The sequence below is a fragment of the Amycolatopsis sp. NPDC005003 genome, assembly GCF_053600695.1.
In genome coordinates, this window is the sequence record NZ_JBSGAI010000011.1 from 191066 (window position 1) to 216028 (window position 24963).

18 protein-coding genes are annotated in these 24963 nt (G+C 71.8%); 5 read left to right on the plus strand and 13 right to left on the minus strand.

Annotated features, from left to right (window positions below; translation table 11 throughout):
• Window positions 1–42: 42 nt before the first annotated feature.
• The 5 genes from treZ to ACWED2_RS15800 all read right to left on the minus strand — a co-directional run bounded on the left by treZ (window position 43) and on the right by ACWED2_RS15800 (window position 8777).
• Window positions 43–1767 (minus strand): malto-oligosyltrehalose trehalohydrolase, encoded by a 1725-nt coding sequence (treZ, locus tag ACWED2_RS15780; RefSeq protein ID WP_449691166.1) that lies wholly within the window; start codon window positions 1765–1767, stop codon window positions 43–45.
• Window positions 1764–4040, minus strand: a complete 2277-nt coding sequence (treY, locus tag ACWED2_RS15785; protein WP_449691167.1) for a malto-oligosyltrehalose synthase — start codon at window positions 4038–4040, stop codon at window positions 1764–1766. Before treY ends, treZ begins: the two co-directional genes overlap by 4 nt.
• Window positions 4037–6163 carry a glycogen debranching protein GlgX gene (gene glgX / locus ACWED2_RS15790; protein WP_449691168.1) on the minus strand — a complete coding sequence of 709 codons (2127 nt, stop codon included), beginning with the start codon at window positions 6161–6163 and terminating at the stop codon, window positions 4037–4039. The genes treY and glgX overlap by 4 nt, the downstream gene beginning before the upstream one ends.
• Window positions 6164–6231: 68 nt before the next feature.
• Window positions 6232–8214, minus strand: a complete 1983-nt coding sequence (malQ, locus tag ACWED2_RS15795; RefSeq protein ID WP_449691203.1) for a 4-alpha-glucanotransferase — start codon at window positions 8212–8214, stop codon at window positions 6232–6234.
• 14 nt (window positions 8215–8228) lie between these two features.
• Complete coding sequence (locus ACWED2_RS15800) at window positions 8229–8777, minus strand: hypothetical protein (RefSeq protein ID WP_449691169.1); 549 nt, start codon at window positions 8775–8777, stop codon at window positions 8229–8231.
• Between ACWED2_RS15800 and ACWED2_RS15805 the strand changes: the two genes are divergently transcribed.
• From ACWED2_RS15805 to ACWED2_RS15815, 3 genes are read left to right on the plus strand one after another with little or no spacing between them, the layout of a single operon-like run.
• On the plus strand, window positions 8731–10092 hold the full coding sequence (locus tag ACWED2_RS15805) for a sensor histidine kinase (RefSeq protein WP_449691170.1): 1362 nt from the start codon (window positions 8731–8733) through the stop codon (window positions 10090–10092). The genes ACWED2_RS15800 and ACWED2_RS15805 overlap by 47 nt on opposite strands.
• Window positions 10089–10763 carry a response regulator gene (locus ACWED2_RS15810; RefSeq protein ID WP_449691171.1) on the plus strand — a complete coding sequence of 225 codons (675 nt, stop codon included), beginning with the start codon at window positions 10089–10091 and terminating at the stop codon, window positions 10761–10763. The genes ACWED2_RS15805 and ACWED2_RS15810 overlap by 4 nt, the downstream gene beginning before the upstream one ends.
• A 41-nt stretch (window positions 10764–10804) precedes the next feature.
• Window positions 10805–12244: an amino acid permease gene (locus ACWED2_RS15815; protein WP_449691204.1), complete on the plus strand. Its 1440-nt coding sequence runs from the start codon at window positions 10805–10807 to the stop codon at window positions 12242–12244.
• On the opposite strand, the gene ACWED2_RS15820 is transcribed toward ACWED2_RS15815, so the two are convergent.
• The 3 genes from ACWED2_RS15820 to ACWED2_RS15830 all read right to left on the minus strand — a co-directional run bounded on the left by ACWED2_RS15820 (window position 12222) and on the right by ACWED2_RS15830 (window position 15950).
• Complete coding sequence (locus ACWED2_RS15820; protein ID WP_449691172.1) at window positions 12222–13004, minus strand: DUF6885 family protein; 783 nt, start codon at window positions 13002–13004, stop codon at window positions 12222–12224. The genes ACWED2_RS15815 and ACWED2_RS15820 overlap by 23 nt on opposite strands.
• An 88-nt stretch (window positions 13005–13092) precedes the next feature.
• The gene (locus ACWED2_RS15825) at window positions 13093–14451 is read right to left on the minus strand and encodes a glutamine synthetase (protein WP_449691173.1); all 1359 of its coding nucleotides are present in this window, start codon (window positions 14449–14451) and stop codon (window positions 13093–13095) included.
• A gap of 701 nt (window positions 14452–15152) precedes the next feature.
• On the minus strand, window positions 15153–15950 hold the full coding sequence (locus ACWED2_RS15830; RefSeq protein ID WP_449691174.1) for an EamA family transporter: 798 nt from the start codon (window positions 15948–15950) through the stop codon (window positions 15153–15155).
• A 341-nt stretch (window positions 15951–16291) separates the two neighbouring features.
• Between ACWED2_RS15830 and ACWED2_RS15835 the strand changes: the two genes are divergently transcribed.
• A complete protein-coding gene (locus tag ACWED2_RS15835; RefSeq protein ID WP_004561029.1) occupies window positions 16292–16471 on the plus strand; it encodes a DUF7455 domain-containing protein in 180 nt (59 codons plus the stop codon).
• Window positions 16472–16598: 127 nt separating this feature from the next.
• Here the strand turns inward: ACWED2_RS15835 and ACWED2_RS15840 are convergent, their stop codons facing one another.
• The 5 genes from ACWED2_RS15840 to ACWED2_RS15860 all read right to left on the minus strand — a co-directional run bounded on the left by ACWED2_RS15840 (window position 16599) and on the right by ACWED2_RS15860 (window position 23554).
• Window positions 16599–17780, minus strand: a complete 1182-nt coding sequence (locus ACWED2_RS15840; protein ID WP_449691175.1) for an ROK family protein — start codon at window positions 17778–17780, stop codon at window positions 16599–16601.
• A gap of 11 nt (window positions 17781–17791) precedes the next feature.
• Window positions 17792–19255 carry a sugar ABC transporter permease gene (locus ACWED2_RS15845; protein ID WP_449691176.1) on the minus strand — a complete coding sequence of 488 codons (1464 nt, stop codon included), beginning with the start codon at window positions 19253–19255 and terminating at the stop codon, window positions 17792–17794.
• A 20-nt stretch (window positions 19256–19275) separates the two neighbouring features.
• Complete coding sequence (locus tag ACWED2_RS15850; protein ID WP_004561026.1) at window positions 19276–20049, minus strand: ATP-binding cassette domain-containing protein; 774 nt, start codon at window positions 20047–20049, stop codon at window positions 19276–19278.
• Window positions 20050–20139: 90 nt separating this feature from the next.
• A complete protein-coding gene (locus tag ACWED2_RS15855) occupies window positions 20140–21276 on the minus strand; it encodes a sugar ABC transporter substrate-binding protein (protein WP_449691177.1) in 1137 nt (378 codons plus the stop codon).
• A 541-nt stretch (window positions 21277–21817) separates the two neighbouring features.
• Complete coding sequence (locus ACWED2_RS15860) at window positions 21818–23554, minus strand: DEAD/DEAH box helicase (RefSeq protein WP_449691178.1); 1737 nt, start codon at window positions 23552–23554, stop codon at window positions 21818–21820.
• Window positions 23555–23789: 235 nt separating this feature from the next.
• On the opposite strand from ACWED2_RS15860, the gene ACWED2_RS15865 reads away from it, so the two are divergent.
• Window positions 23790–24941 (plus strand): YihY/virulence factor BrkB family protein, encoded by a 1152-nt coding sequence (locus ACWED2_RS15865; protein WP_449691179.1) that lies wholly within the window; start codon window positions 23790–23792, stop codon window positions 24939–24941.
• The last annotated feature ends 22 nt before the right edge of the window (window positions 24942–24963 follow it).

Below are 24963 nucleotides of genomic sequence, written 5' to 3' on the forward strand. Positions count from 1 at the left end.
GTCCCAGATGAGTGGTGGTCCGTGCGCGCCATTACCGAGGAGTTACCCGGAGGTAACCGTCGTTCCGGCCAGCACGAAGGTGTCCGGCGGCAGGTGGGCGGCACCCCCGTCCACCGTGGCCTTCCCCCAGGTCAGCAGCGACTCCGTCGCCCCGAGCGGCAGCGTCACCGGGCCGGGGCCGAAGTTGACGGCCAGCCGCAGCCCGCCCCGGTGCAGCACGAGCCAGGACCCGTCCGGCGCGGAGTCGACGCGCAGGTCGGCGACCCGCGGGTCGGCCAGCTCGGGCCGGTCCCGCCGCAGCCGGATCAACGCGCGGTAGAGCTCCAGCATGTCCCGGTGACCGGGACGCTCCGGCTCGGTCCAGTCGAGCCGCGACCGTTCGACCGTGGCCGGATCCATCGGGTCCGGCACCTCCGATTCGCCCCAGCCGTGCCGGGAGAACTCGCGACGGCGGCCCGTGCGGACGGCCTCGGCCAGCTCCGGGTCCGGGAAGGACGCGAAGAACTGCCACGGCGTGCTCGCCGCCCACTCCTCCCCCATGAACACCATCGGCGTGAACGGCGAGCAGAACAGGATCGCCGCGCCGCAGGCCAGGCGGTCCGCCGGCACCGTCGCGGACAGCCGGTCGCCGGTGGCGCGGTTGCCGATCTGGTCGTGGTTCTGCAGGTAGCCGAGGAAGCGGTGGCCGGGCACGGTCCGCGTGTCGACCGGACGGCCGTGGGTCCGCTCCCGGAAGGACGACCAGGTCCCGGCGTGGAAGAACACCTCGCGCAGCACCCGCTCGAGCGCGTCCGGCGCGGCGAAGTCGGTGTAGTACCCGGTCGTCTCGCCGGTGAGCTTGACGTGCAGGACGTGGTGGAAGTCGTCCGACCACTGGGCGTGCAGGCCGAAGCCGCCGCGCTCGCGGGGCGTGACCAGCCGCGGGTCGTTGAGGTCCGACTCGGCGATCAGCGTCAGCGGCCGGTTCAGCGCCGCCGACAGCGCGTCGACCTCGGTGGCGAGCTGTTCGAGCAGGTGGACGGCCCGCCGGTCGAGCAGCGCGTGGACGGCGTCGAGGCGCAGCGCGTCGATGTGGAAGTCGCGGAACCAGCTCAGCGCGTTGTCGATCACGTACCGGCGGACCTCGTCGGAGCCGGGGCCGTCGAGGTTGAGGCCGGGCCCCCAGTCGTTCTGCCCGGCGAAGTAGGGCCCGAACTTGTCGAGGTAGGCGCCCGAAGGCCCGAGGTGGTTGTAGACGACGTCGAGCACGACGGCCAGCCCGCGCGCGTGGGCCGCGTCGACGAACCGCTTGAGCCCGTCCGGGCCGCCGTAGGGCTGGTGGACCGCGCCCCAGAGGACGCCGTCGTAGCCCCAGCCCGCGGTGCCGTCGAAGGCGTTCACCGGCAGCAGCTCGACGTGCGTGATGCCGAGGTCGACGAGGTGGTCGAGCCGGTCGATGGCCGCGTCGAAGGTGCCGCCCTCGGTGAACGTGCCGACGTGGAGCTCGTAGAGGACGGCGCCGGGCAGCTGGCGGCCGTGCCAGGCGTCGTCGGTCCAGCCGAACTCGCCGTGGTCGTACACGCGCGACTCCGCGTGGACGCCGTGCGGCTGCCACCGCGACCGCGGGTCGGGCAGCGGCTTCTCGTCGTCGTCGAGCAGGAAGGCGTAGTTGACGCCCTCGGCGTCGGCGTGCCACCAGCCGCCGTCGCCCTCGGTCATTTCGTGGACGCCTTCGTCGACGCTCACCCGGACCCGGCGGGCCGCCGGGGCCCACACGCTGAACTTCATGCGTCTCCTCGCACCAGCAACGCGACGGGGTACCGCTCGAACAGGGTGGCCAGGTCGCCGGTGACTTCCCGGCCGGTCAGGATGTCGGTCCAGCTGCCGGGCGGCAGCGGGAGGACCGTGTCGCGCCAGCCCCCGCCGGCTTCCAGGCCGACCGGGAGCCGGGTCACCGCGACGGCGAGGCCGGCGCTGCGCGTGTAGGCCAGGCAGTGGGCCGCCGCCGGGCCCTCGGCCCGCAGGGGCCGGTAGCCGCGGAACAGCGCGGGGTGTTCCCGGCGCAGCCGCAGCGCCTTGTGCACGACCAGCAGCTTCGCCGCGCCCGAGGCGTCGATCTCCGGCAGCTCGCCGTCGAGGATCCGGGCCAGGGTCTCGCGGCGGACGACGTAGTCGACCGGGCGGCGGTTGTCCGGGTCGACCAGGGAGAAGTCCCACAGCTCGGTGCCCTGGTAGACGTCCGGGACGCCGGGCGCGGTCAGCTGGACGAGCTTCTGCCCGAGCGAGTTCGCGTAGCCGGGCCCCTCGATGCGCTTGACGAACGCCTCGACGTCGGCGGCCAGCTCGGCGTCGTTCACGACGTCCTCGGGCCACGCGGCGACATCGGCCTCGAAGGCCTCGTCGTGGTCGGTCCAGCTGGTCCGGAGCTTGGCCTCCTTGGCCGCCTTGTCGAGGTAGTCCCGCAGCCGCGCGGGCTCGATCGGCCAGGTCGCCACCAGCGTCTGCCAGGCCAGCAGGTTCAGCGACGGCTCGCCGATCCCCCGCCGCGCGGTCCACCGCCGGACGGCCTGGGCGAACTCGCCGGGCACCTCGGCCAGCACCGCCATCCGGGCACGGGTGTCCTCGGAGCGCTTGGTGTCGTGCGTGGTCAGCGTCGTCATCGCGGCCGGATGGCCCGCCTCGCGCTCGGCGGCCAGCCGGTGGAACTCCTCGACGCCGAGGCCGAACCGGTCCGGGTTGCCGCCGACCTCGTTGAGCGCGGCGAAGCGCGTGTAGCGGTAGAACGTCGTGTCCTCGGTGCCCTTGGCCACGACCATGCCGGAGGTCTGCTGCAGCCGGGTGGCCAGCTCGCTTTCCGGGTTCTTGCGCATGACGGCGTCCAGCATCGCCAGGGGTTCGGCGAGGTCGGGCCGGGCCCGGCGGGCGCCGTCGATGGCCGCCGCCCAGTGCGCCGCGCCTTCGGGGAGGTACGAGCGGTAGACGGGGAAGGCGATCATGGTCTCGGCCACCGCCTGCCGGGCCTGCTCGGGATCGACGTACCGCAGCTGCGCGGCGATCCGGCGGACCTCGGCGACCAGGATGCGGTCGGTGACCAGGCGCCGGGCCTCGGCCTCGACGCGGTGGTAGCCGGTCTTCACGCCCAGTTCGTTCGCCAGCGCGGTGAAGTCCGGCTCGCCCGCCGGGTCGATGAAGACGCCGGCGATTTCGCGCAGGGCGTCGTAGCCGGTGGTGCCGTCGACCGGCCAGCTCTGCGGCAGGGGCTCGCCGGGGTGCAGGATCTTCTCGGCCACGATCCAGGCGTTCGGCGCGTTCTCCCGGAGCCGCCGGAAGTAGCCGCCGGGGTCCGCGAGCCCGTCGGGGTGGTCGACGCGCAGGCCGGTGACGTCGCCGTCGGCGACCCAGCGCAGCACCTCGCCGTGCGTCTCGGCGAACACCTTCGGGTCCTCGACGCGGACCGCGGCCAGGTTCGTGATGTCGAAGAACCGGCGGTAGTTCAGCTCCGCGTTGCCGCGGCGCCAGCCGATCAGGCGGTAGTGCTGGCGCTCGTGGACCTCTTGTGGCGTCCCGGATTCCGTGCCGGGGGCGATCGGGAACCGGTGGTCGTAGTAGACCAGCTCGTCACCTTCGACCGAGAGTTCCCCGACGGCGTCGTCGTCGCCGAGGACCGGCAGCAGGAGCGGGCCCCGCTCCCAGTCGATGTCGAAGAAGGACGCGTACTCCGAGTCGCGGCAGTGCTTGAGGACGTCCCACCACCAGCGGTTCGCCTTCGGCACCTCGACCGACATGTGGTTCGGCACGATGTCGACCACCAGGCCCAGCCCGAGCTCCTTCAGCAGCGCCGACAGCTCCTGGCGCGCCCCCTCGCCGCCCAGCGCGGGCCGCGCGCGCGTCGGGTCGACGACGTCGTAGCCGTGCGTCGAGCCCGGCGCCGCGTCCAGCACCGGCGACGCGTACAGCGCCCCGATGCCCAGGTCGCGCAGGTAGCCGGCGATGCCGGCCGCGTCGGCGAAGGTGAACTCCGGGCGCAGCTGCACCCGGTAGGTCGACTCCGGCACCGTCATTCGGCTTCCGTCTCCGTCCGTTGCAGCACGATCAGGGACCGGGCGGGGAGGGTGAGCCGGCCGCCGCCTTCGATCGGCTTCGCGTCGGCGGGTTCCACCTCCCCGGTCGCGGTGTCGACCACGACGGTCCAGCTCTCCCCGTAGCCGTTGCCCGGGAGCGTGGTGTCGATGTCCTCGTAGTGGGCGTTGAAGGCGAGCAGGAACGAGTTGTCCTCGACGTGCATCCCGCGCGGGTCGAGGTCGGGGATCGCCTTGCCGTTGAGGAAGACGACGACCGCCTTGCCGAAGCCGTCGTCCCAGTTCTGCTCGGTCATCTCCTCGCCGGCCGGGGTGAACCAGGCGATGTCGCCGAGCTTCTCGCCCTTGCCGACCGGGCCGCCCTGGAAGAACCGGCGGCGGCGGAACACCGGGTGCCGGCGCCGGAACGCGCCCAGCCCGGCGGTGAACTTGACCAGGTCCGCATTCTGCTTGGCCAGCTCCCAGTCCATCCAGGACAGTTCCGAGTCCTGGCAGTAGACGTTGTTGTTGCCCTGCTGGGTGCGGCCGAACTCGTCGCCGTGCAGGAGCATCGGCACGCCCTGGGACAGCATCAGTGTCGCGAGCATGTTGCGCTGCTGCCGGACGCGCAGGGTGAGGACCTCGGGGTCGTCGGTCTCGCCTTCGACCCCGCAGTTCCACGACCGGTTGTCGTCGGCGCCGTCGCGGCCGTCCTCGCCGTTGGCCTCGTTGTGCTTCTCGTTGTAGGACACCAGGTCCCGCAGCGTGAAGCCGTCGTGCGCGGTGACGAAGTTGATCGACGCGAACGGGCGGCGGCCGTCGTCCTGGTAGAGGTCCGACGAGCCGGTGATGCGCGAGGCGAACTCCCCCAGCGTGGACGGCTCGCCGCGCCAGAAGTCGCGGACGGTGTCGCGGAACTGCCCGTTCCACTCGGTCCACAGCGGCGGGAAGTTGCCCACCTGGTAGCCACCGGGGCCGACGTCCCACGGCTCGGCGATCAGCTTCACCTGGCTGACGATCGGGTCCTGCTGCACCAGGTCGAAGAACGTCGACAGCCGGTCGACGTCGTAGAACTCGCGGGCCAGCGCCGAGGCGAGGTCGAAGCGGAAGCCGTCGACGTGCATCTCCGTCACCCAGTAGCGCAGCGAATCCATGATCAGCTGCAGGGTGTGCGGGTTGCGGACGTTGAGGGAGTTCCCGGTGCCGGTGTAGTCCATGTAGTACTCGGGCTCCCCCTCCACCAGCCGGTAGTAGGCCTCGTTGTCGATGCCCCGCATCGACAGCGTCGGCCCGAGGTGGTTTCCCTCGGCCGTGTGGTTGTAAACCACGTCGAGGATGACTTCGATCCCGGCTTCGTGGAGGGCCTTGACCATGCCCTTGAACTCCTGGACCTGACCGCCCTCGCCGGGCATCGCCGCGTAGGAGTCGTGCGGCGCGAAGTACCCGATCGTGTTGTAACCCCAGTAGTTCGTCAGGCCCTTCCCGTCCAGGCCGTGATCGGTGACGAACTGGTGCACCGGCAGCAGTTCCACCGCGGTCACGCCGAGTTTCTGCAGGTGCTCGACGACGGCGGGGTGCGCGAGGCCGGCGTACGTGCCCCGCAGCGGCTCGGGCACGAACGGGTGGTTCACGGTCATGCCCTTGACGTGGGCCTCGTAGATGACCGTCTCGTTGTACGGCCGCTTCGGCTGGCGGTCGTTGCCCCAGTCGAAGAACGGGTTCGCCACCAGCGAATACGGCACGTGGCCGGCGCTGTCGTCGTCGTTGCGCTCGGCCGGGTTGTCGAACTTGTAGCCGAACAGCGACTCGTCCCACTTCACGCCGTGCGAGACGGCCTTCGCGTACGGGTCGATGAGCAGCTTGTTCGGGTTGCAGCGCAGGCCGCGCTTCGGGTCGTACGGGCCGTGCACGCGGAACCCGTAGCGCTGCCCGGGCCCGACGTTGAGCAGGTAGCCGTGGTGGACGAAGCCGTCGACCTCTTCGAGCGCGTAGCGGGTCTCCTTGCCCTCGGCGTCGAACAGGCACAGTTCGACGCGCTCGGCCACCTCGGAGAACAGGGCGAAGTTCGTCCCGACTCCGTCGTAGGTGGCGCCGAGCGGGTAGGGCGTTCCGGGCCAGGGCCGCACTGGGTTTCTCCTCGAGCTTGGTCGTGCCGGTGACGTACCACCGGGGGTCGCGCGCGAAGGGACGGTCGTTACCGGGGCAGCGGGCGGGCCGCCGCCAGCGGTGCGACCGCGGCGCGGACCCCCTGCGCGGTGAAAAAGCCGTCCACGCTGACGGGCAGGCGAATCCGCCAGTTAGGGTACTGGTCGACGGTTCCGGGCAGATTCGGCTGCCGCACCTGGCCCGCCACGTCGGCCGGCGAGGTCAGCACGAGCCGTGACGCGGCCTTCGCGAGCAGGTTGTGCAGCGCGACCACCGGGTCTTCGTCCGGAAGCCCTTCGCGCGCAACAAGATCCAGCAGTGTCCTGCGCTCTTCGGCGGCGGATTCTTCTTCGGCCTCGACGCCGCGGTCCAGCAGCCCCAGCTCGGCCCGGACCCGGACGTGCTCGCCCTTCAGCCACCCCGACACCGTGGGCAGGTCGTGCGTGGAGATGCTGGCCATGGCGTCCGGATCCCAGCTTTCCGGTCGCTTGAACGGCTGACCGGGCGCGTCCCAGTCGCGCTCGAACCACAGCACAGCGGAGCTGAGCATCCCCCGTTCGTGCATGGTTTCGGTGACGACCTCCTCGACGGTGCCGAGGTCCTCCCCCACGACGACGGCCCCGGCCCGGTGCGCTTCGAGCGCGAGCACGCCGACCATGGCTTCGGCGTCGTAGTGGACGTACGTGCCGCGGTGCGCGGGCTCGCCCGGCGGGATCCACCAGAGCCGCCACAGGCCGGCGATGTGGTCGACGCGGATGCCGTCGGCGAAGCGCAGGACGCCCCGGATGACGTCGCGGAACGGCGCGTACCCGGCCTCGGCCAGCTTGTCCGGCCGCCAGGGCGGCAGGTTCCAGTCCTGGCCCTGCTGGTTGAAGGCATCGGGCGGCGCGCCGACCCGCACGTCGGCGGCGAAGACGTCCTTGAGCGCCCACGTGTCGGCCCCACCGGGGTGCACGCCGACCGGCAGGTCGTGCACGATCCCGACGGTCATCCCGGCCTCGCGCGCGGCGGCCCGCGCCGCTTCCAGCTGAACCCGGCAGAGGTGCTGCAGCCACGCGTGGAAGGCGACGCGCTCCTTGAGCTCTTCGCGCGCCTTCGTCACCGCGGGTCCGGCGGGGTCACGCAGCTCTTCGGGCCAGTCCCGCCAGTCCCCGCCGTGCTGTTCGGCGAGTGCGCAGAAGAGGGCGAAGTCCAGCAGGTCGTCGTCTTCGGGCACCTCTTCGACGCGGTGCGGCCACAGCAGCTCGAGCGCGGCCCGCTTGGCGGTCCAGACGGCGTCGTAGTCGATCAGCTCGCCTTCGCGGTCAGGGGCCAGGGACTCGACGGCGGCCTGGGTGGCGGCGTCGGCCTGGGCGAACGTCTCGGTGGCGGTGACCCGCAGGTAGACCGGGTTGGCGAACCGACGGCTCGCCGGCGAGTAGGGCGAGCGTTCGACGGGGTGGGCGGGGCTGATCGCCTGCACCGGGTTCACCAGCAGGACGCCGGCGTCCAGTTCCGCGGCCGACCGGGCGGCGAAGGTGGCGAGGTCGGCGTAGTCGCCGATGCCCCAGGAGCCGGCCGAGTGCAGGGCGTAGAGCTGCAGCATCCACCCCCAGGCGGGCCGCACCCGCGGCAGCTTCGCCGGCACGACGGCGAGGACGACGTCCTGGTCGGCGGTGACCACCCGGTGCCACCCGAGCGGCAGGTCGGCGGGCAGTTCCCCGTCGGCCCGCCGCCGCGTCCCGTCTTCGAGGACGATTTCGGCGTCGACGCCCAGCGTTTTGCCGGTGCCTTCCCGCACGACGATCGTCGGCGGAAGGGCGGCCGGGGCTTCGCGCGCGGCGCTCAGCGCGGCGGCGATGGCCTGGTCACTGGTCGCATCGACGCCGAACTGGCCGAGTACGGCGGCGACGACGTCGTCGGCCACGTCGACCCAGACCCGGTCGGCGTTCTGGTACCGGGTGGCGACGCCGTGGAAGGCGGCGAGCTCGTGCAGGGCGGGGATCTGTTCGGGCACGGGACCAGCATTCCGGTGCCCGGCCGTTCCCGCCATCTGCGCGGCCGACGTCACCCCGCGCTGCGGTGTCCTCCCGCCTCCTTCGTGCCGAACAGCTCCTCCCACACCGGCCCCGCGAACAGCCAGATCACCGTCACGGTGCCCAGCCGCGGGAACCACCCCCACAGCGGCGCGACCCGCTCCGGCTCGCCGATCGCGAAGATCACCGCCAGCAGCGCCACCGCGGCGAGCCCGCAGGCCAGCAGGCACTTGCCCCACTCTCGCCACTCGTGGCGCGCCTTCTCCCGTCCCTGCCGCTTCGGCGGCAGTGGCGCGTGGGCGAACCGGTGCGCGAACCGCTCGTCCGCCCACCGGACCATGCTCGGCCCGAACACCACGCTGAAGCCGAGGTAGACCGCCGCGAGGCCGTGGGTGAACCCCGGCTTGCCCCCGGCCGACAGATCGAGCACGGTCGCCACCAGCACCACGACGTCGATCAGCGGGACCATGGCCAGCAGCACCGCCGAGACGCGCCGCGCCCGCAGCACGTACCGCACCGCGAGCCCCGCCGCGATGAACACCCAGAACCCGATCTCGCCCGCCGCGATGACGGCGGCCATCGGATTTTCCGCGAAGAACCTGCCGATTTCGTCCACCCCGCCACGCTCGCGCGCCGACGCGGCCGGGCGCGTCGGCGAAGGGGAGGACCGGGCGTCATCACTTCGTAGGACGCGGGCGCCGCACGCGGTGTGCTGGGATGATCAGGTGCCGCTCCCCCGCCTGCGCTCGCTCCCGGTGTGGCAGCAGGACGGCCTGATCGCGCTGGCCACCTGGCTGATCGGGTTCCTCGTCTACGCGACCGGCGCCCACCGGCTGGTGAGCGCGTACGACCACGCGCCGCTGGGGGTGCGGCTGCTGGAGCTGACCGCGTTGTGCGGGCTCGAGCTGTTCCGCCGGCGGGTGCCCCTCGCGCTCGTGCTCGCCTCGGCGGTGCTCGCGGCGGACGTCTGGCTCGGGCCGTCGCTGCCGGTGATGATCGTCTACACCGACTTCCTGTACGCGGCGACCCTCTACGGCTCCCGGCGCACCAGCCGGGTGATGATCGGCCTCGCCGCGTTCTCGGTGGTGGGCGTGCTCGCCGCGGTGCTGGTCCTCGCGCAGCAGTGGCGGACGGCGGTGCTGGCCGCGGTCGCCGTGCTGCCGTTCGTCATCACGCCCGTGTGGTGGGCGGCGAACGTCCGCCAGCAGCGCGACGTCGCCGAGTCCGAGCGGGCGAACGCGGCGCAGCTGGCGAAGATCGCGGACCTGGACCGGCGGGCGGCGGTCGCGGCCGAACGCGGGCGGATGGCCCGCGACCTGCACGACGTGATCGCCGGGCACCTTTCGGCCATCGCCATCCAGTCGGAGGCGGCGCTCTCGCTGCCGGACACGGAACTGGCGAAAGCGGTGCTGGAATCGGTGCGGGAGAACAGTGTCAGCGCCCTGGAGGAGATGCGCGCGATGATCGGGCTGCTCAAGGCCGACGGCGGCGAGGCGGAGACGACCGCGCCCGCCCGGCTCGCGGACCTGGCCAAGCTGGTGGAGTCGGCCAGGGCCAGCGGGCTGGAGGTGCACGTCGATTCCACAGTGGACTCCCGGGTGCCGCTGCCGGCGGCGGTCGACCTCACCGCGTACCGGATCGCGCAGGAGGCGCTGACCAACGCCGTCAAGCACGCCCCCGGCGGGCGGGTGGACATCGCCGTCCACCGCCTCGGCGGCGTCCTCGCGGTGGAGGTCCGCAACGACGTCCGCGGCCCGCTTCCCGCGGCCGGCGGCGGCACGGGCCTGCTGAACATGCGCGAACGCGCCGACGCGGTGGGCGGCGAGCTCACCGCGGGCCCGGCGGACGGCGGCTGGCTGGTCCGCGCGGAACTCCCGGTGGGCGGGCCGCTGTGACAACCGGGAAGCCCGTCCGCGTCCTGGTCGCCGACGACCACAGCGCCGTCCGCTTCGGCCTCACGACCATCCTCGCCCACGCCGAGGGCATCGAGGTCGTCGGCGAGGCCGCCGACGGCGCCGCCGCCGTCCGGCAGGCCAGGGCGCTGCGACCGGACGTCACCCTGATGGACGTCCGGATGCCGGGCACCGACGGCATCACCGCCACCCGGGAGCTGGTGTCCGCCGGGCTCACGCAGGTGCTCGTGCTGACCACGTTCGACCTCGACGAGTACGTGCACGGCGCACTGCGGGCCGGAGCCGCCGGATTCCTGCTCAAATCGGTCGAAGCCCCCCGGCTGATCGAAGCCGTGAAGCTCGTCGCGGCCGGCGACGGCGTGCTGGCCCCTCAGGTCACGCGGCGGCTGATCACCGCGTTCGCCGCCCGGCCGGAGGCCGCCGTCCCGCACGGCCTCGGCGACCTCACCGAGCGCGAGCGCGAGGTGCTCGGCTGCCTCGGCGAAGGCCTGTCCAACGCCCAGATCGGCACCCGGCTGCACATCGGCGAGACGACCGTGAAGACGCACGTCTCGCGCGTGCTCGCCAAACTCGGCCTGCGCTCCCGGGTGCAGGCCGCCATCCTCGCCCAGGAGACCGGCCTCACCGCCGCCGATCTGCGGAAAGACCCGTGACCTTTTAACTTCTCCTCATGGGTGAGCGGCGAACGCTGAACGTGGACGAGGTCCTGGAACGCCAGGACTCCGGAGAGCTCAAACGACGGCTGCGCGGGCGGGACCTGATCGGGTTCGGCGTCGGGATCATCATCGGCACCGGCATCTTCACCTTGGCCGGCGTCGAGGCGAAGACCCACGCGGGGCCCGCCGTGACGCTGTCGTTCGTGCTCGGCGCGGTCGTCGCCGGGCTCGCGGCGCTGTGCTACGCCGAGCTCGCCTCCAGCGTCCCGACGGCGGGAAGCGCTTACACCTACGCGTTCGCCACCCTCGGCGAGGTGTTCGCCTGGATCATCGGCTGGGACCTGCTGCTGGAGTTCGCGCTCGGCGCCGCCGTGGTGTCGCGGGGCTGGTCGGGCTACCTGGCGAACCTGCTCGGCCTGTCACCGGAGTGGTTCGGCGAAGACGCGAAGGTGAACATCGGCGCGGTGCTGATCATCGCCGTGCTGACCGTGGTCGCCGTGCTGGGGATCAAGGAGTCGGCCTGGCTGACGAACCTGCTGGTGTGCGTGAAGGTCGCGGTCTGCGTGCTGGTGCTCGCGGTCGGCCTGTTCTTCGTGCGCGGTGCCAACCTGACGCCGTTCATCCCGCCTGCTCACGCGCCCGAAGCCGGCACGACGGTGCTGGAACAACCGGTGGTCCAGGCCGCGCTCGGCCTCGAGCAGTCGGTCTACGGCATCGCGGGCATGATCACCGCGGCCGCCGTGGTCTTCTTCGCCTACACCGGCTTCGAAGCGCTCGCGAACCTGGGCGAGGAGACGCTGAACCCCCGCAAGGACCTGCGCGTCGGCATCCTCGGCGCGCTCGGCGTGTGCGCGCTGCTCTACATCGGCGTCTCGATCGTGCTGACCGGCATGGTCCCGTTCACCGACATCGACACCGGCGCACCGCTGGCCGACGCGTTCGACCGGGTCGGCCAGCACTGGGTGGGCGCGCTGATCTCGCTCGGCGCGGTGACCGGGCTGACGTCGGTGATGATGGTCGAGCTGGTCACGATCGGGCGGATCGGGTTCGCGATGGGCCGCGACGGCCTGCTGCCCAAGGCGCTCGGCACCGCGCACCCCCGCTGGGGCACCCCGCACCGGATGACCATCGGCGGCGCCGCCCTGATCGCCGTGCTGGCCGCGTTCATCCCGATTTCGGAGCTGGCCGACATGGTGAGCATCGGCGCCCTGTCGGCGATGATCATCGTGGCGGTGGCGGTCCCGGTGCTGCGCCGCCGCCGTCCCGACCTCGACCGGCCGTTCAAGGTGCCGTTCTCGCCGGCGATCCCGGTCGTGGGCGCGCTGGCGTGCCTGTACCTGATGCTCAACCTGAACGTGCTGACGTGGATCCGGTTCGCCGCGTGGCTGGTGATCGGCCTGGTGATCTACTTCGCCTACGGCCGCCGCCACTCCCGCTTCGCGGCCGGGTCGCCGGTCAGTCCCAAAAGGACGGAGTGAGCCCGGCGGCGCGAGCGGCCCCGCGCACCACGCCGGCCTGGTCGGCGTCGACGACCACGAGGACGCCGAGGCTCCGCAGCGCCGCCGTCACCCATTCGACCGGCTGGTCGTGCCAGCCGTGGTCGCCGAAGGACGGATAAGTGTCCACAACGGACAGCAGGGTGCCTTCGGCGCCGATGCGGATGCCCGCCAGGAGCACGAAGTGGCCGCCGGGCGGGCGCCAGCGGGACGTCCACAATGGCGGGATACCGGTGTCGAGGTAGTCGAGCAGCGCGCGGTCCGGGGTGTCGTGGGCGCCGAGCTCGGCGCCGTCGATCCGGGCGAGCACCGCCACGCGCGGGACGTCCCACAGCCCGACGAGCAGGTCGAACAGGGCCTCGGTGGTCCACTCCCCCGTCACCGGCACCGCCGCGAGGGCGCCCCGCGACAGTGACCCGACGGCGGCCGCCAGCCCGGAAACCCGGGTGCCTGCCGCGGCCGGGTCGTCGACGACCGGCAGCGGGAGCCGGAAGTCGCGGCGGCCCGGCTCGCCCGGCGGGTGCACGGCCGGGCCGCGGACGGTGCCCGCGGCCGCCGCGACGACGTCCTGGTCGGGCACGTCGACCCCGGCGGCCCGCAGTGCGGCGAGCCCGCAGAACGCCGCGGCCAAGCCGTCCTTCTGGGGCAGCTCCGCCTGGGCCACCGCGGCCAGCCGAGCCCCGCCCGGCAGCCACCGCACCCCGGACAGGTCGAGCTGCCCGCCGTCGATCCCGGAAGTCATCGGTCCCCTCAGCACCTTGTCGAGCCGTCGGCCGGCGCGAAGGTCATCGCAGGCGGTCGGTGGCGCCGTCCTGACCAGGATAATGTTCTCAGTAGCGCCAAAGGTGGGCGGCGACGATCTCCTCGGCCGTGCGGTCGGCCGCCCACGCCGCGTCGGAGGCCCGGACGGCGCGGAAGGCGCCCAGCAGCTCGTCGCCGAGCACCCCGGCGATCCGCGGCGACGCCACGAGCGCGGCGTCCTGTTCCGCCGGGTTCGCCGGCAGCCGGCACACCCCGCGGGTCTCCCGTTCGCCGTCGGTCCAGCCGCCCGGGTCTTCGCCGATCGGCTCGGGCAGCGCCGGCGCGTCCTCGATCCCGGCCATCCCGGCGGCGAGCACCGCGGCCAGCGCCAGGTACGGGTTCGCCGAGGCGTCGGACGTCTTGAGCTCGACGTTCGCGTGGCCGTCGCCCAGCAGCGCCGAGCCGGGGACGTACCGCAGCGGCGCCTCCCGGTTCTCGACGCCCCAGAACGCGTACGCGCCCGCGAAGTAGCCGGGCCGCAGCCGCAGCGTCGACGGGACGCTCGGCGCGGTGATCGCGGTCAGGGCCGGCAGGTCGCGCAGCAGCCCGGCGAGGTAGCCGGCGCCGTCCCCTTCGGGCCGCCCGGTTTCCCCGGTTTCGAGAAGGTTCCGGCCGTTGCGGTGGACCGAGGTGTGCAGGTGCCACCCGTTGCCGGCCGCGTCGAGGCCGATCAGGGGCGCGAAGCTGACGGCGAGACCGTGCACCCGCGCGGCGGCGTGGATGGTCTGCCGGGCGAGCAGCTGGTCGTCGGCGGCGGACACGGGATCGGTGGCGGCGAGGGAGAGCTCGAGCTGCGCGACGCCGTACTCGGCGTGGAGCTGGCCGATCCGCAGGCCGTTGGCCGCGAAGTCGTGCAGGAGGGCCCCGACGAAGCCGTCGAGCGGGACGAGGGCGTGCGGGCTGTAGGCGGGCCCGGGGTGCCCGGGGTTCTCGGTGATGCCGGCACTGCCCGCCGGCGCGACGGCGAACTCGAGTTCGTAGCCGGCCCGGAATTCGAGCCCGCGCTTCGCGCCCTCGGCAACCTGGGCTTCGAGGACGGCGCGCTGGCAGTAGGGCCAGGGATCACCGTCCCGGGTGAGCTGCCGCACGGGCGCCCAGGCGAGCGCGGGCTGCCCGGCCAGCCGCCGCAGCCGCTCGACGACGGGCACGAGCCGGATGTCCCCGGAGGGCGTGCCGAGGTTTTCGTGGGCGTAGGTGATGGCGTCATGGCTGTCGAAGACGGCGAAGAGCGAGGTCGCCCCGACACCCCGCGTGGCGGCATCGGCCAGCCCGGCCACGGGCACGATCCGCGAGCGCGGGATGCCGTTGTTGTCCGCCCAGGCGAGGTGAACCCCACCCACTCCGGCGGCGGCGAAGTCCTTCGCCGCGGCCGACGCCGCCTTGGTCATGGCCACCCGCTTCCTGCCCGCCCGGGGTAAGTATCCCGGGCGGAAGTGGCGGGGGCCATCACGAACCGGCGGGGGCACCTGGCCAGGGATCCGCCGGACTGCGGCGACGGGGTTGTGGTCGCCCCGCGCTCGTCGCCTTCGCCCGGCCCGCTGCGCGACCGCCTTCGCCGCTCGCTCACCGCCCACCCGCCAGTCGACCGCCCCGCCGCAGGACCGCCCGGCCGCAGGACCGCCCGGCCGCAGGACCCACCCTCCCGGGGGTTCCGCCCCGCTTCAGCCTATCGACGGCCGCCGACGAAAACGGCCCGGAAACGTCCGGCGAGGAGGGGTTGTCCACAGCACAGCCGAGTTGTGGGCAACCACCCCGCCGCAGAGCCCACCCTCCCTGGGGGATCCGCCCCGCTCCAGCGTATCGACGGCGACCGACGAAAACGGCCCGGAAACGTCCGGCGAGGAAGGGTTGTCCACAGCACAGCCGACTTGTGGGCAACCGGCCTCGAGCCGCCCTCACCACGGCATCCGACCGCGCCCGCGCCTCCGCTGCGCCCACTGAAGCCGCTTGCCAGGCACCGTCAACGCGCCGGGCAAACACGCTCCAAACCGGCAGCCGCCGCGCCTCCACCCCAGCGGCTCGAACCGCCCAGCCGCCGCGCCTCCACCCCAGCGCCTTCACCCCAGCGGCTCGAACCGCCCACCGCACCTCACCCCAGCGACCCCACCGCCCGGCCCCCATCCCGGCTCCGCAGCGCCACCCCGGCCACCACGGCCAGCGTCCCCGCCGCCTCCGGCAGTGACGGCACCTGCCCCAGCAGCACGAACCCCATCACCCCCGCCGTCACCGGGAGCAGCGCCAGCAGCGTTGCGAACCGGGCCTGGCCCACCCGGCGCAGGACCACCTGGTCCAGCGCGTACGGCACCACCGTCGACAGCACGCCCACCCCGATCCCGAGCAGGAGCAACCGTGGCGAAGACCACACCGGGCCCGTCCCCAGTGCCAGCGGGGACAACACCACCGTCCCCGCGAAGAAGCCGATCGCCAGGCTGTCGATGCCGTCGCCGCCGACCGCCACCCTCTTGCCCAGCAGGATGTACCCCGCCCAGGCCAGGGCCGCCCCGAGGGCGAACGCCACGCCCCAGAAGCTGCCGCCGATCCGCACGTCCGCGATCGCCACCACCCCGGCCGCCACCAGGACCAGCGCGAACACGTCCCGCACCGTCCGGGAGCCGAGGGCCGCCACCACCACCGGGCCCGCGAACTCCACCGCCACCGCCGTGCCCAGGGGCAGTCTGGCGATCGCCTCGTAGAACAGCACGTTCATGCCCGCCGTCACCACGCCGAACACCATCGCCAGGAGGAGCCGCCTGCCGCGCCATGCCGCGGGGCCGGGCCGCCGCCAGGCCAGCAGGACCACCGCCGCGCCCAGGCAGCGGAGCCAGGCCACGCCCGCCGGGGTCGCGTGGCCGAAAAGGTCGACCGCCACCGCCGCTCCGGCGTACATGGAAATTCCGCTGAGAACGAACAAGAGCGGGGCGGGCACCCGGGAAAGCCGTCGGGAGGAAGTCGCCGTACTCACGACCCCATGGTGCCTGACCACGGAAAACGTCACTCTCCGGGTAAACGTCTCCTGAAATGCGGGACCCGGTTACGGCATCCGGGGTAAATCGACGTGACTCCGGTCCCACCGGCGCGGGAACACTTGCGAGCCGCGAAACGTCTGGAACAGTGGAAGCACGAACACGCGGAGCCGGAGGCGATCGCCGCCACCGGCATCAGTCCCGAAGTGGGCGTAGCTGGATCGATGGCACCGGGCGACCGGTGCCGGGACGGAGGGAGACCCCCATGACATCGCCGACGCTCACCCGCCCCGAACTGACCGCCGCCGACCGCTGTGACCGGTGCGGAGCAGCAGCTCAGGTACGAGCCATCCTCAGCACGGGTGGCGAACTGCTCTTCTGCGGGCACCACGCCCGCGAGCACGAGGCCAAGCTCAAGGAACTGTCCGCCGACATCCAGCGGTAACCCAGACGCGAAAGGCGGCCGGTGCGCACAGGCGCCGGCCGCCTTTCTGCATCTTGCAGATTGCGTGTCGGTTATCACGTTATGGCTACCAAGAGCAGTGATTTCGGACACGAAAGCAGACAGAAAATCAGACAGAATCCAGGACCACTTCGAACGCCACTTCCGCGGCGCCGAGCAGCTTCCCGTCGGCCCCCAAGGCCGAGCTGACGATCCGCGTGCCCCCGACCGCCCGGCTCACCAGGCTGCGCCGGCGCACCTCGGTGCCGACGTGCCGCAGCACCGCCTCCGGCAGCACCGTCAGCAGGTCGCCGAGGATCACCAGCTGCGGTCCCAGCAGGTTGACGACGTTGATCAGCCCGAGGGTCAGCCATTCCGCGAACTCCGCCAGCCGCGACATCGCCGCCTCCGGGTCGCGCCCCAGCTCCCGCAGCTCGAACAGGATCGCCCCGCGCGGGGTGTCCTCGGGCAGCCCGAGCGCCCGGCACAGCGCCGCCTCGCCGACCTCGGTCTCCCAGCAGCCGCTGCTGCCGCAGTAGCAGGGCCGCCCGTCGGGCCGGATGACCATGTGCCCGATCTCGCCGACGTACCCGGAGCCGCCGCGCAGCGCCGAGCCCTCGGCGATGACGCCGCCGCCGACTCCGACGTCCGCCGAGATGTACACCACGTCGGACGCCCCGCGGGCCGCCCCGCGCAGGTGCTCGGCGACCGCGCCGAACTCGGCGTCGTTGCCGACCAGGATCGGGATCTGCAGCACCCCGCCGAGCCGGTCGCCGAGCGCGACGTCGGTCCAGCGCAGGTTCGGGGCCTCGTGCACGTGCCCGTCCGCGCGCCGGACGACGCCGGGCACCGACACCCCGGCCGCCACCGGGGTCACGTCGAGGTCGCCGGCCAGGATGGCCGTCGACTCGACGACGTGGGTGATGACCTCTTCGGGCTGCCCCATCCGGCCACGCAGGTTCCAGCTGTTGCGGCCCAGGATCTGGCCGCCCAGCCCGACCAGCGCGATCGCGACGTGCTCGACCTGCAGGTCGACCGCGAGCACGACCGCCGCGTGGGGCTGGGGCAGGACCAGGAGCGAGGGGCGGCCCGCCCCTCGTCCCGGCCTCGGCACCTTCTCCTCGACGACGCCGGCTTCGGCGAGCCCGTCGACGAGGGTCTTGATCGTGCTCCGGTTGAGCCCCAGCTCCGCGGCCAGAGTCGCCCGGGTGCTCGGCCCGCCGACGTGCAGCAGCCGGAGCAGGGTCGTGCGGTTGTGCCGGCGCACCTCGTCCGGTCGAGCAACGGGCGAGCTGGTCACGGGCTTGATCATCCCATGCTGGCTCAGCGCGCCGACGCAGCCGCGCGGCGCCGGGACAGCGCGTCGACCGTGGCGGCGAGCAGCAGGACCAGACCGGTGATGATGTTGACCACCGCGGCCGGCTGCTTGAGCAGGCCCAGGCCGTTGATCACGACGGCGATCACGAGCCCGCCGACCACGGCGTCGGACACCCGGCCCTTGCCGCCGAACAGCGACGTGCCGCCGATGACGGCCGAACCGACCGCGAACAGCAGCGTGTTCAGGCCACCGGACTGCGGGCTGACCGAGCCGACCTTCGACGCGGCGACGATGCCGCCGATGGCCGCGACCGCCGAGCCGATGACGAACACGCTCGCCCGGATCTTCGGCACGTCGATACCGGCACGGCGGGCGGCTTCCTTGTTGCCGCCGACCGCGTAGACGTACCGGCCGTACTTGGTCCGGTTGAGCACGTAGGTCCCAGCCACCAGCAGGGCCAGCATGATCGGGATGACGTAGGGGACGCCCTGGATCGTCACGACCGTCTTGTTCGGCGAGCGGTCGATCGTCAGCAGCCAGGTGCCCAGCGCCGACAGCACGACAAGCACGGCGACCTTGACCAGCACCAGCGCCGTCGGCTGGACGACCAGGCCGCGCTGGAGCCGCTTGAAGTGGCTGATCAGCGTGATCACCGCGAACCCGCCGGCCGCGACGAGGAAGAAGATCCAGCTGCCGACGATGTTCAGGTTGCCGTTGGCGATCTTGTACAGGATGTCCGAGTTGCTGATGCCGATCGTGCCACCCTCACCGATGAACTGCAGGAGAACGCCCTGCCACACGATGAACAGCGCCAGCGTCACGACGAAGGACGGCATGCCGATCTTCGACACGAGGAAGCCGGTGATGCAGCCGATCGCGGTACCGACGCAGATCGACAGCAGGATCTCGAGCCAGGCGTTGGCCGGGACGCCGATCGCGACGATCAGCAGGCCGATCAGCGACAGCGCGGCACCCGCCCAGATCCGCTGGTAGGCCGACAGCAGCATGGCCAGCGCCAGGACCCCGATGAACGTGATGAACACGCCGGTGCCCATGTTGCCCAGCAGGTTCCCGTTCTGGACGTAGTGCAGTGCCATCACCGACGCGGCGACACCGGAGGCCACCCCGGCGGCGAGGTCGATCTCGCCGAGCAGCAGCACGAACACGATGCCCATCGCGATGATGATGACGCCCGCGCCCTGCGGGAACACGTTGGCGATGTTGGCCAGCGTGAAGAAGTTGTCCGACAGCGCGCTGAACAGGATGACCAGCACGAGCAGGCCGAACAGCGACGGCAGCGCGCCGAGTTCACCGGCCCGCAGGCGGGCGAAGTAGTCGCGGACGGCTTCGCCGGTTGACATCGATGTCGTGTCGATGCCGAAGTCGGAGATGGCCCCGGTGGGGGCCTGGGTCTGCGCGAGCGCGTCGGCAGGGGTGCCGACCTCGTGCTTGGCAGGGGTTTCAGTCATTTCCGGTTCTTTCTTCCCGCTCACAGGACCACGGCTTCGGGCCGGGCCAGGCCGAGGTCACCGGAGCGACCCGCGGTGATCAGCTCCACGACCTGGCCGTGGGTGACGTCCTTCGTGTGCACCTCGGCGACGAGCCGGCCGAGGTAGAGCACGGCGATGCGGTCGGCGACCTCGAACACGTCGGCCATGTTGTGGCTGATCAGCACGACCCCGAGGCCCTGCTCGGCCAGCCGGCGGACCAGGTCGAGCACCTGCCGGGTCTGCGCGACACCGAGGGCGGCGGTCGGCTCGTCGAGCACGACGACCTTGCTGTTCCACAGCACCGACTTCGCGATCGCGACGGTCTGCCGCTGGCCACCGGACAGCGAGGAGACCGGCGTGCGGACCGACTTCACGGTCCGGACCGACAGGGAGGCCAGCGTCTCGCGGGCGGCCTTCTCCATGCTGGCTTCGTCGAGCTTCCAGGAACTGCCTCGCTCGCGGCCGAGGAACATGTTCTGGACGATGTCGAGGTTGTCGGCGAGCGCGAGGTCCTGGTAGACGACCTCGATGCCGAGCTCGGCCGCGTCCTTCGGGCCGCGGATGTGGGCGTCCTGCCCGTTGAACCGCACGGCCCCCGAGTCGTACGGGTGGATGCCGGCGATGCACTTGACGAGGGTCGACTTGCCGGCACCGTTGTCGCCGACCAGTGCGGTGACCTCGCCCGCGCGCACGTCGAAGTCCACGTCGTGGAGGACGTGGACCGGGCCGAAGCTCTTGTTCAGGCCCTTGATCTCGAGAATGGGCTCACTCATGGATGGGCTTTCTCCTGGGTGGGGACCGGGCCGGGACGCGCCGTCGGGGTGCGCGTCCCGGCCCGGCTGTTCATGGGTACTACCGGGGGCTCAGGAGATGCCGAGCGAGGTGCACTTGGCGGCGAGGTCGCCACCGCAGATCTCGGTCGCCTTCACGTAGCCCTGGGTCACGACGGTCTTGACGTCCTTCGCCAGGATCGTCGTCGGGGTCAGCAGCACGGACTTGATGTCCCGGTTGTTCTTCGGGTCGTGCAGCTTGCCGGTCGCGATGGCGTCGGCCGCGGCCTTGTCACCCTTGGCCAGCGCGGCCGCCAGCTTGGCGCTCGCCTCGGCCTCTTCCTTGATCGGCTTGAAGACGGTCATGTACTGCTCGCCGCGCATGACCGCCATCAGGCCGTCGGCGGTGGCGTCCTGGCCGGTGACCGGGATCTTGCCGTTGAGGCCGTTCTTCTTGAGGATGGTGATGACCGCGCCCGCCAGGCCGTCGTTCGCCGCGACGACGCCGTCGACCCGGCCGCCGTTGGCCTGGAAGATCTGCTCGAACGTCGTGCCGCCGAGCTGGTTGTCCCAGTCGTTGATCGGCTGCTTCTGGATCCGCTTCAGCGTGCCGGCCGAGAACAGCGGGTCGAGGACGGAGTCCTGGCCCTTGGTGAACAGCGTGGCGTTGTTGTCGGTCGGGGCGCCCTCGATCTGGACGACGCCAGCGCCCGGCTTGTCCTTCAGCGCGTCCGCCATGGCCTGGCCCTGGAGCTGGCCGACCTTCTCGTTGTCGAACGAGACGTAGTACTCGGCGCTGCCGCCGAGGCTCGGGCGGTCGTAGTTGATGACCGGGATGCCCGCGGTCTTCGCCTTGGCCTCGACCGCGGCACCGACGGCCGGGTCGGACGGGGCGATGATCAGGACCTTGACGCCGGAGCTGATGAAGCCGTCGGCCAGGGTCGAGAACTTCTGGGCGTCGCCCTGGGCGTTCTGGACGTCGGCGTCGAAGCCCTGCGCCGCGAGCGCGGCCTGCAGCATCGGCTTGTCGAAGGCTTCCCAGCGGGCCGAGCTGGCGGTCTCCGGCAGGATCACGCCGACCTTGCCGTTGGCGCCGGCACCGGCCGGGGCGGACGAGGAAGCGGAGTTGCTCCCCGTGCCCCCGCTGTTCGAACTGTTGGTACCGCAGGCGGTCAGCACCAGGCCGGCGCTCACCGTCGCGGCGAGGAGGGTAAGGGTTCTGCTGCGCATCCTCGTTCCTTCCGGATCCAAGCATTGGTGACGAGCGGCCGTCGGCGTGTGCGTCGGGCCAGCACGGCGGTGATCCGGGAGGCCCGGCGCACCGTCGCGCATATGTTGTGGGCGACAACATATGCCGCTGAGCGGCTGCGGGGAAGATAGCTGGATCGATTAAATGACACCAATTGGACACGGTTCGGCAACACGGGCTGAACCTCGCCCGGAAAGAGTAGATCCGCTGACGATGTGATCGCCAGCACTCACCGTTAGTTACATCCAGGTTTCATCAAGGCGTGATGTTAGGCCGGTGGTGTGCACCGAGCGCAACTCGTGGCGAACCCACGACCCGCCGCCGCGATTGGTCGCCGACTTGCGGAGTTCGGGCCGCGTGGTGCCCGGAAGGCCACCGGACAGGGGACGAAGAGGCGGCTCGCCGGTGACAGAGCGATACGCTGCGTCACAAGCCTGGCGGTGCGGTGATCCGGCCGTTCCGGGAACGGACGGTGACCGCCGGAACTTCAGCCTCTCGGGCGACAACACCCGGGATCCGGCGTCACCAGGACCGCAGCGTCACGATCCGCTCCTCCAGCTGCTCGACGGTGGCCATCGCGGTCACCGGGCCGCCGCAGACCCGCCGCAGCTCGTTGTGGATGGCGCCGTGCGGCTTCTTCGTGCGGTGGTGGTACATCCCCACCAGCGCGTTCAGCTCCTTGCGCAACGCACCCAGCCGCTCGCTCACCGACTGCGGGCGGGCCGCCGGCGGCGGTGCTTCGTCCTTGGCCGGCTTGCGGCGCTTCTCGTCCGCGATCTGCTCTTCCTGCCGCTTGCGCAGCAGCGCCCGGACCTGGTCCGGCTCCAGCAGGCCGGGCAGCCCCAGGTACTCCTGCTCCTCGTCCGAGCCCGAGAACACCGCGGTGCCGAACGAGTTGCCGTCGTAGATCACCTGGTCGAGCTCGGCCGAGGCGCCCAGCGAGGTGAACGCCTTCTCCTCTTCGCCCGGTTCGTCCTCGGTGCGGTTGGCCTGGGCGAGGAGCTCGTCCTCCCAGCCTTCCTTCTCCCGGTGCGGCTTGCCGAGGACGTGGTCGCGCTGCGCCTCCAGCTCGCTGGCCAGCTCCAGCAGCACCGGCACCGACGGCAGGAACACGCTCGCCGTCTCGCCCTTCTTGCGCGCTCGCACGTACCGGCCGATCGCCTGGGCGAAGAACAGCGGGGTCGAGGCGCTCGTCGCGTACACGCCCACGGCCAGGCGCGGGACGTCGACGCCTTCGGAGACCATCCGGACCGCCACGATCCAGCGCTCGTTCGTCTCGGAGAACTCCTTGATCCGGCCCGAGGCCTTCGGGTCGTCCGAGAGCACCAGCGTCGGCATCTCGCCCGAGATGCGCTCCAGGATCTTCGCGTACGCCCGCGCCGACTCCTGGTCGGTCGCGATCACCAGGCCGCCCGCGTCCGGCACGCTCTGGCGGACCTGCGACAACCGGGTGTCGGCGGCCTGCAGCACCGCCGGGATCCACTCGCCCGCCGGGTCGAGCGCCGTGCGCCACGCCCGGGCGTTCTGCTCCGCCGTCAGCGGCTCGCCGAGCCGGGCGGTGAACTCCTCCCCCGCGCTGGTGCGCCAGGAGGCCTCCCCCGAGTACGCCAGGAAGACGACCGGCCGGACCACGCCGTCGGCCAGCGCGTCCGCGTAGCCGTATGCGTGGTCGGCCTTGCTGCGCTGGAAGCCGCCCGCGTCCGGCTCGTACGTCACGAACGGGATGGCCGAGTCGTCGGACCGGAACGGCGTCCCGGTCAAGGACAGCCGCCGGACGGCCGGGGTGAAGGCCTCGCGGATCGCGTCGCCCCAGCTCTTCGCGTCGCCGCCGTGGTGGATCTCGTCGAGGATGACCAGCGTCTTGCGGTTCTCCGTGCGCACCCGGTGCAGCGTCGGGTGCGCCGCGACCTGCGCGTACGTCAGCGCGACGCCGTTGTAGTCGGACGAGGTGACGCCGGTGGTGTTGCGGAAGTTCGAGTCGATGGCGATGCCGGCCGCCGCGGCCGAGGCCGCCCACTGGTGCTTGAGGTGCTCGGTCGGCGTGACGATGGTGATCGCCTCGACCGTGCGGTCGCTCAGCAGTTCTGCGGCGATCCGGAGGCCGAACACCGTCTTGCCGGCACCGGGCGTCGCCACCGCGAGGAAGTCCTTCGGCTTCTGCGTCAGGTACTTGGTGAGCGCCCGCCGCTGCCACGCCCGCAGCGGGCGCGCGGTCGAGTCCTTCTCCGCGGGAGGCGCCCCGAGCTGCGTCTCCGTCATCGCCGGTCCTCCCCCTCGCTCAACTGCCTCAAGTGCTGTGACGTGCGAAAACCCTCACTGTGGTACCGACTGCTGCTGCATCGGGCGGCCGGCGGCTCCGGTGAGGGCACGGCGGCGAGTCTACCGGCCGGGTCCGACACTTCCGGGCACCGGCACGGGTGACGTCCGCCGACACGCCCGGCCGCAGGGGGTGTGACGAGCCAAATCAGCACGGATGGACCATGCTGGACACGTCATGGGTGAGGTGCAGCCGTCCGCAGCGACGAAGGTGGCCCGCAAGGGGCCGTGGCGGCTCGTCACGCGCACGTTCGCCAAGGCCTGGGAGGGCAACATCTTCTCCGAGGCCGCCGAGGCGGCCTTCTGGCAGACGCTGTCCCTGCCGCCGCTGCTGCTCGGGCTCCTGGGCGCGCTGGGCTTCGTCGGCGAGTGGTTCGGCGCCGGCGTCGTCACGGCGGTGCACGACCGGATCATCGGCTTCTGCCGGACGGTCTTCAGCACGAACGCCGTCCAGGACATCATCGAACCGACCGTGAACAGCATCCTCACCGTCGGCAAGGGCGAGATCGTCTCGGTCGGCTTCCTCATCTCCCTGTGGGCGGGTTCGTCGGCGATGTCGTCGTTCGTGGACGCCATCACCGTCGCGCACGACCAGTACGGCGTCCGCAACGACGTCTGGCAGCGGATCTTCGCGCTCCTGCTGTACCTGTGCGGCCTGGTGATCCTGGTCGTCGGGCTGCCGCTGCTGGCGATCGGCCCGGACCTGCTGCCGGAGTTCTTCCCGGCCGCCTGGCGCCCGACCGTGACGTCGTGGGTGAGCGCGCTCTACTTCCCGACCCTCGGCGTGATGATCACCCTGGCGCTGACCACGTTGTACAAGCTCGCCCTGCCGCGGAAGCTGCCGTGGCACCGCGGGCTGCCCGGCGCGGTGCTCGCCATGGTCGTGTTCCTGCTCTCTTCGGTCGGCCTGCGCGTCTACCTGAACTGGATCACCAAGACCGGCTACACCTACGGCGCGCTGGCCGCTCCGATCGCGTTCCTGCTGCTGATGTTCTTCATCGGGCTGGCCGTGGTCGGCGGGGCGTACTTCAACAGCGCGATCCAGGAGCTGTGGCCGGCGAAGGCGACGCGGCGGCAGCGGCGCAAGTGGCGGCGGCTGGAGATGGAACGCGCCTCCGAGCGGCTGCGCTCCGAGGAGGGCCGCAAGCTGTGGGAGCGCTCGACCACGCCGCTGAAGCGCCCGCGCGCCGAAGACGTCTCCGCCAACGGCAACGAGCCCGAGCCGTCCGAAGAGGACACGCCGTCACCGAGCGCGCCCGAACCGGCACCCAGCGCTGCTCAGGGTCGTGGGTCCACCGAAGGGACGACCCGGAATCCACCCCCAGACTGAGTCGCTCCTCAGGTCGGACATG

Excerpts from the sequence above, each read along its gene's own strand:
- treZ (WP_449691166.1), bottom strand. The coding sequence starts at position 1,767 with ATGAAGTTCAGCGTGTGGGCCCCGGCGGCCCGCCGGGTCCGGGTGAGC.
- treY (WP_449691167.1), bottom strand. The coding sequence starts at position 4,040 with ATGACGGTGCCGGAGTCGACCTACCGGGTGCAGCTGCGCCCGGAGTTC.
- malQ (WP_449691203.1), bottom strand. The coding sequence starts at position 8,214 with ATGGCGGGAACGGCCGGGCACCGGAATGCTGGTCCCGTGCCCGAACAG.
- ACWED2_RS15805 (WP_449691170.1), top strand. The coding sequence starts at position 8,731 with ATGAACACCCAGAACCCGATCTCGCCCGCCGCGATGACGGCGGCCATC.
- ACWED2_RS15800 (WP_449691169.1), bottom strand. The coding sequence starts at position 8,777 with ATGGCCGCCGTCATCGCGGCGGGCGAGATCGGGTTCTGGGTGTTCATC.
- ACWED2_RS15820 (WP_449691172.1), bottom strand. The coding sequence starts at position 13,004 with ATGACTTCCGGGATCGACGGCGGGCAGCTCGACCTGTCCGGGGTGCGG.
- ACWED2_RS15825 (WP_449691173.1), bottom strand. The coding sequence starts at position 14,451 with ATGACCAAGGCGGCGTCGGCCGCGGCGAAGGACTTCGCCGCCGCCGGA.
- ACWED2_RS15830 (WP_449691174.1), bottom strand. The coding sequence starts at position 15,950 with ATGTACGCCGGAGCGGCGGTGGCGGTCGACCTTTTCGGCCACGCGACC.
- ACWED2_RS15835 (WP_004561029.1), top strand. The coding sequence starts at position 16,292 with ATGACATCGCCGACGCTCACCCGCCCCGAACTGACCGCCGCCGACCGC.
- ACWED2_RS15840 (WP_449691175.1), bottom strand. The coding sequence starts at position 17,780 with ATGATCAAGCCCGTGACCAGCTCGCCCGTTGCTCGACCGGACGAGGTG.
- ACWED2_RS15845 (WP_449691176.1), bottom strand. The coding sequence starts at position 19,255 with ATGACTGAAACCCCTGCCAAGCACGAGGTCGGCACCCCTGCCGACGCG.
- ACWED2_RS15850 (WP_004561026.1), bottom strand. The coding sequence starts at position 20,049 with ATGAGTGAGCCCATTCTCGAGATCAAGGGCCTGAACAAGAGCTTCGGC.
- ACWED2_RS15855 (WP_449691177.1), bottom strand. The coding sequence starts at position 21,276 with ATGCGCAGCAGAACCCTTACCCTCCTCGCCGCGACGGTGAGCGCCGGC.
- ACWED2_RS15860 (WP_449691178.1), bottom strand. The coding sequence starts at position 23,554 with ATGACGGAGACGCAGCTCGGGGCGCCTCCCGCGGAGAAGGACTCGACC.
- ACWED2_RS15865 (WP_449691179.1), top strand. The coding sequence starts at position 23,790 with ATGGGTGAGGTGCAGCCGTCCGCAGCGACGAAGGTGGCCCGCAAGGGG.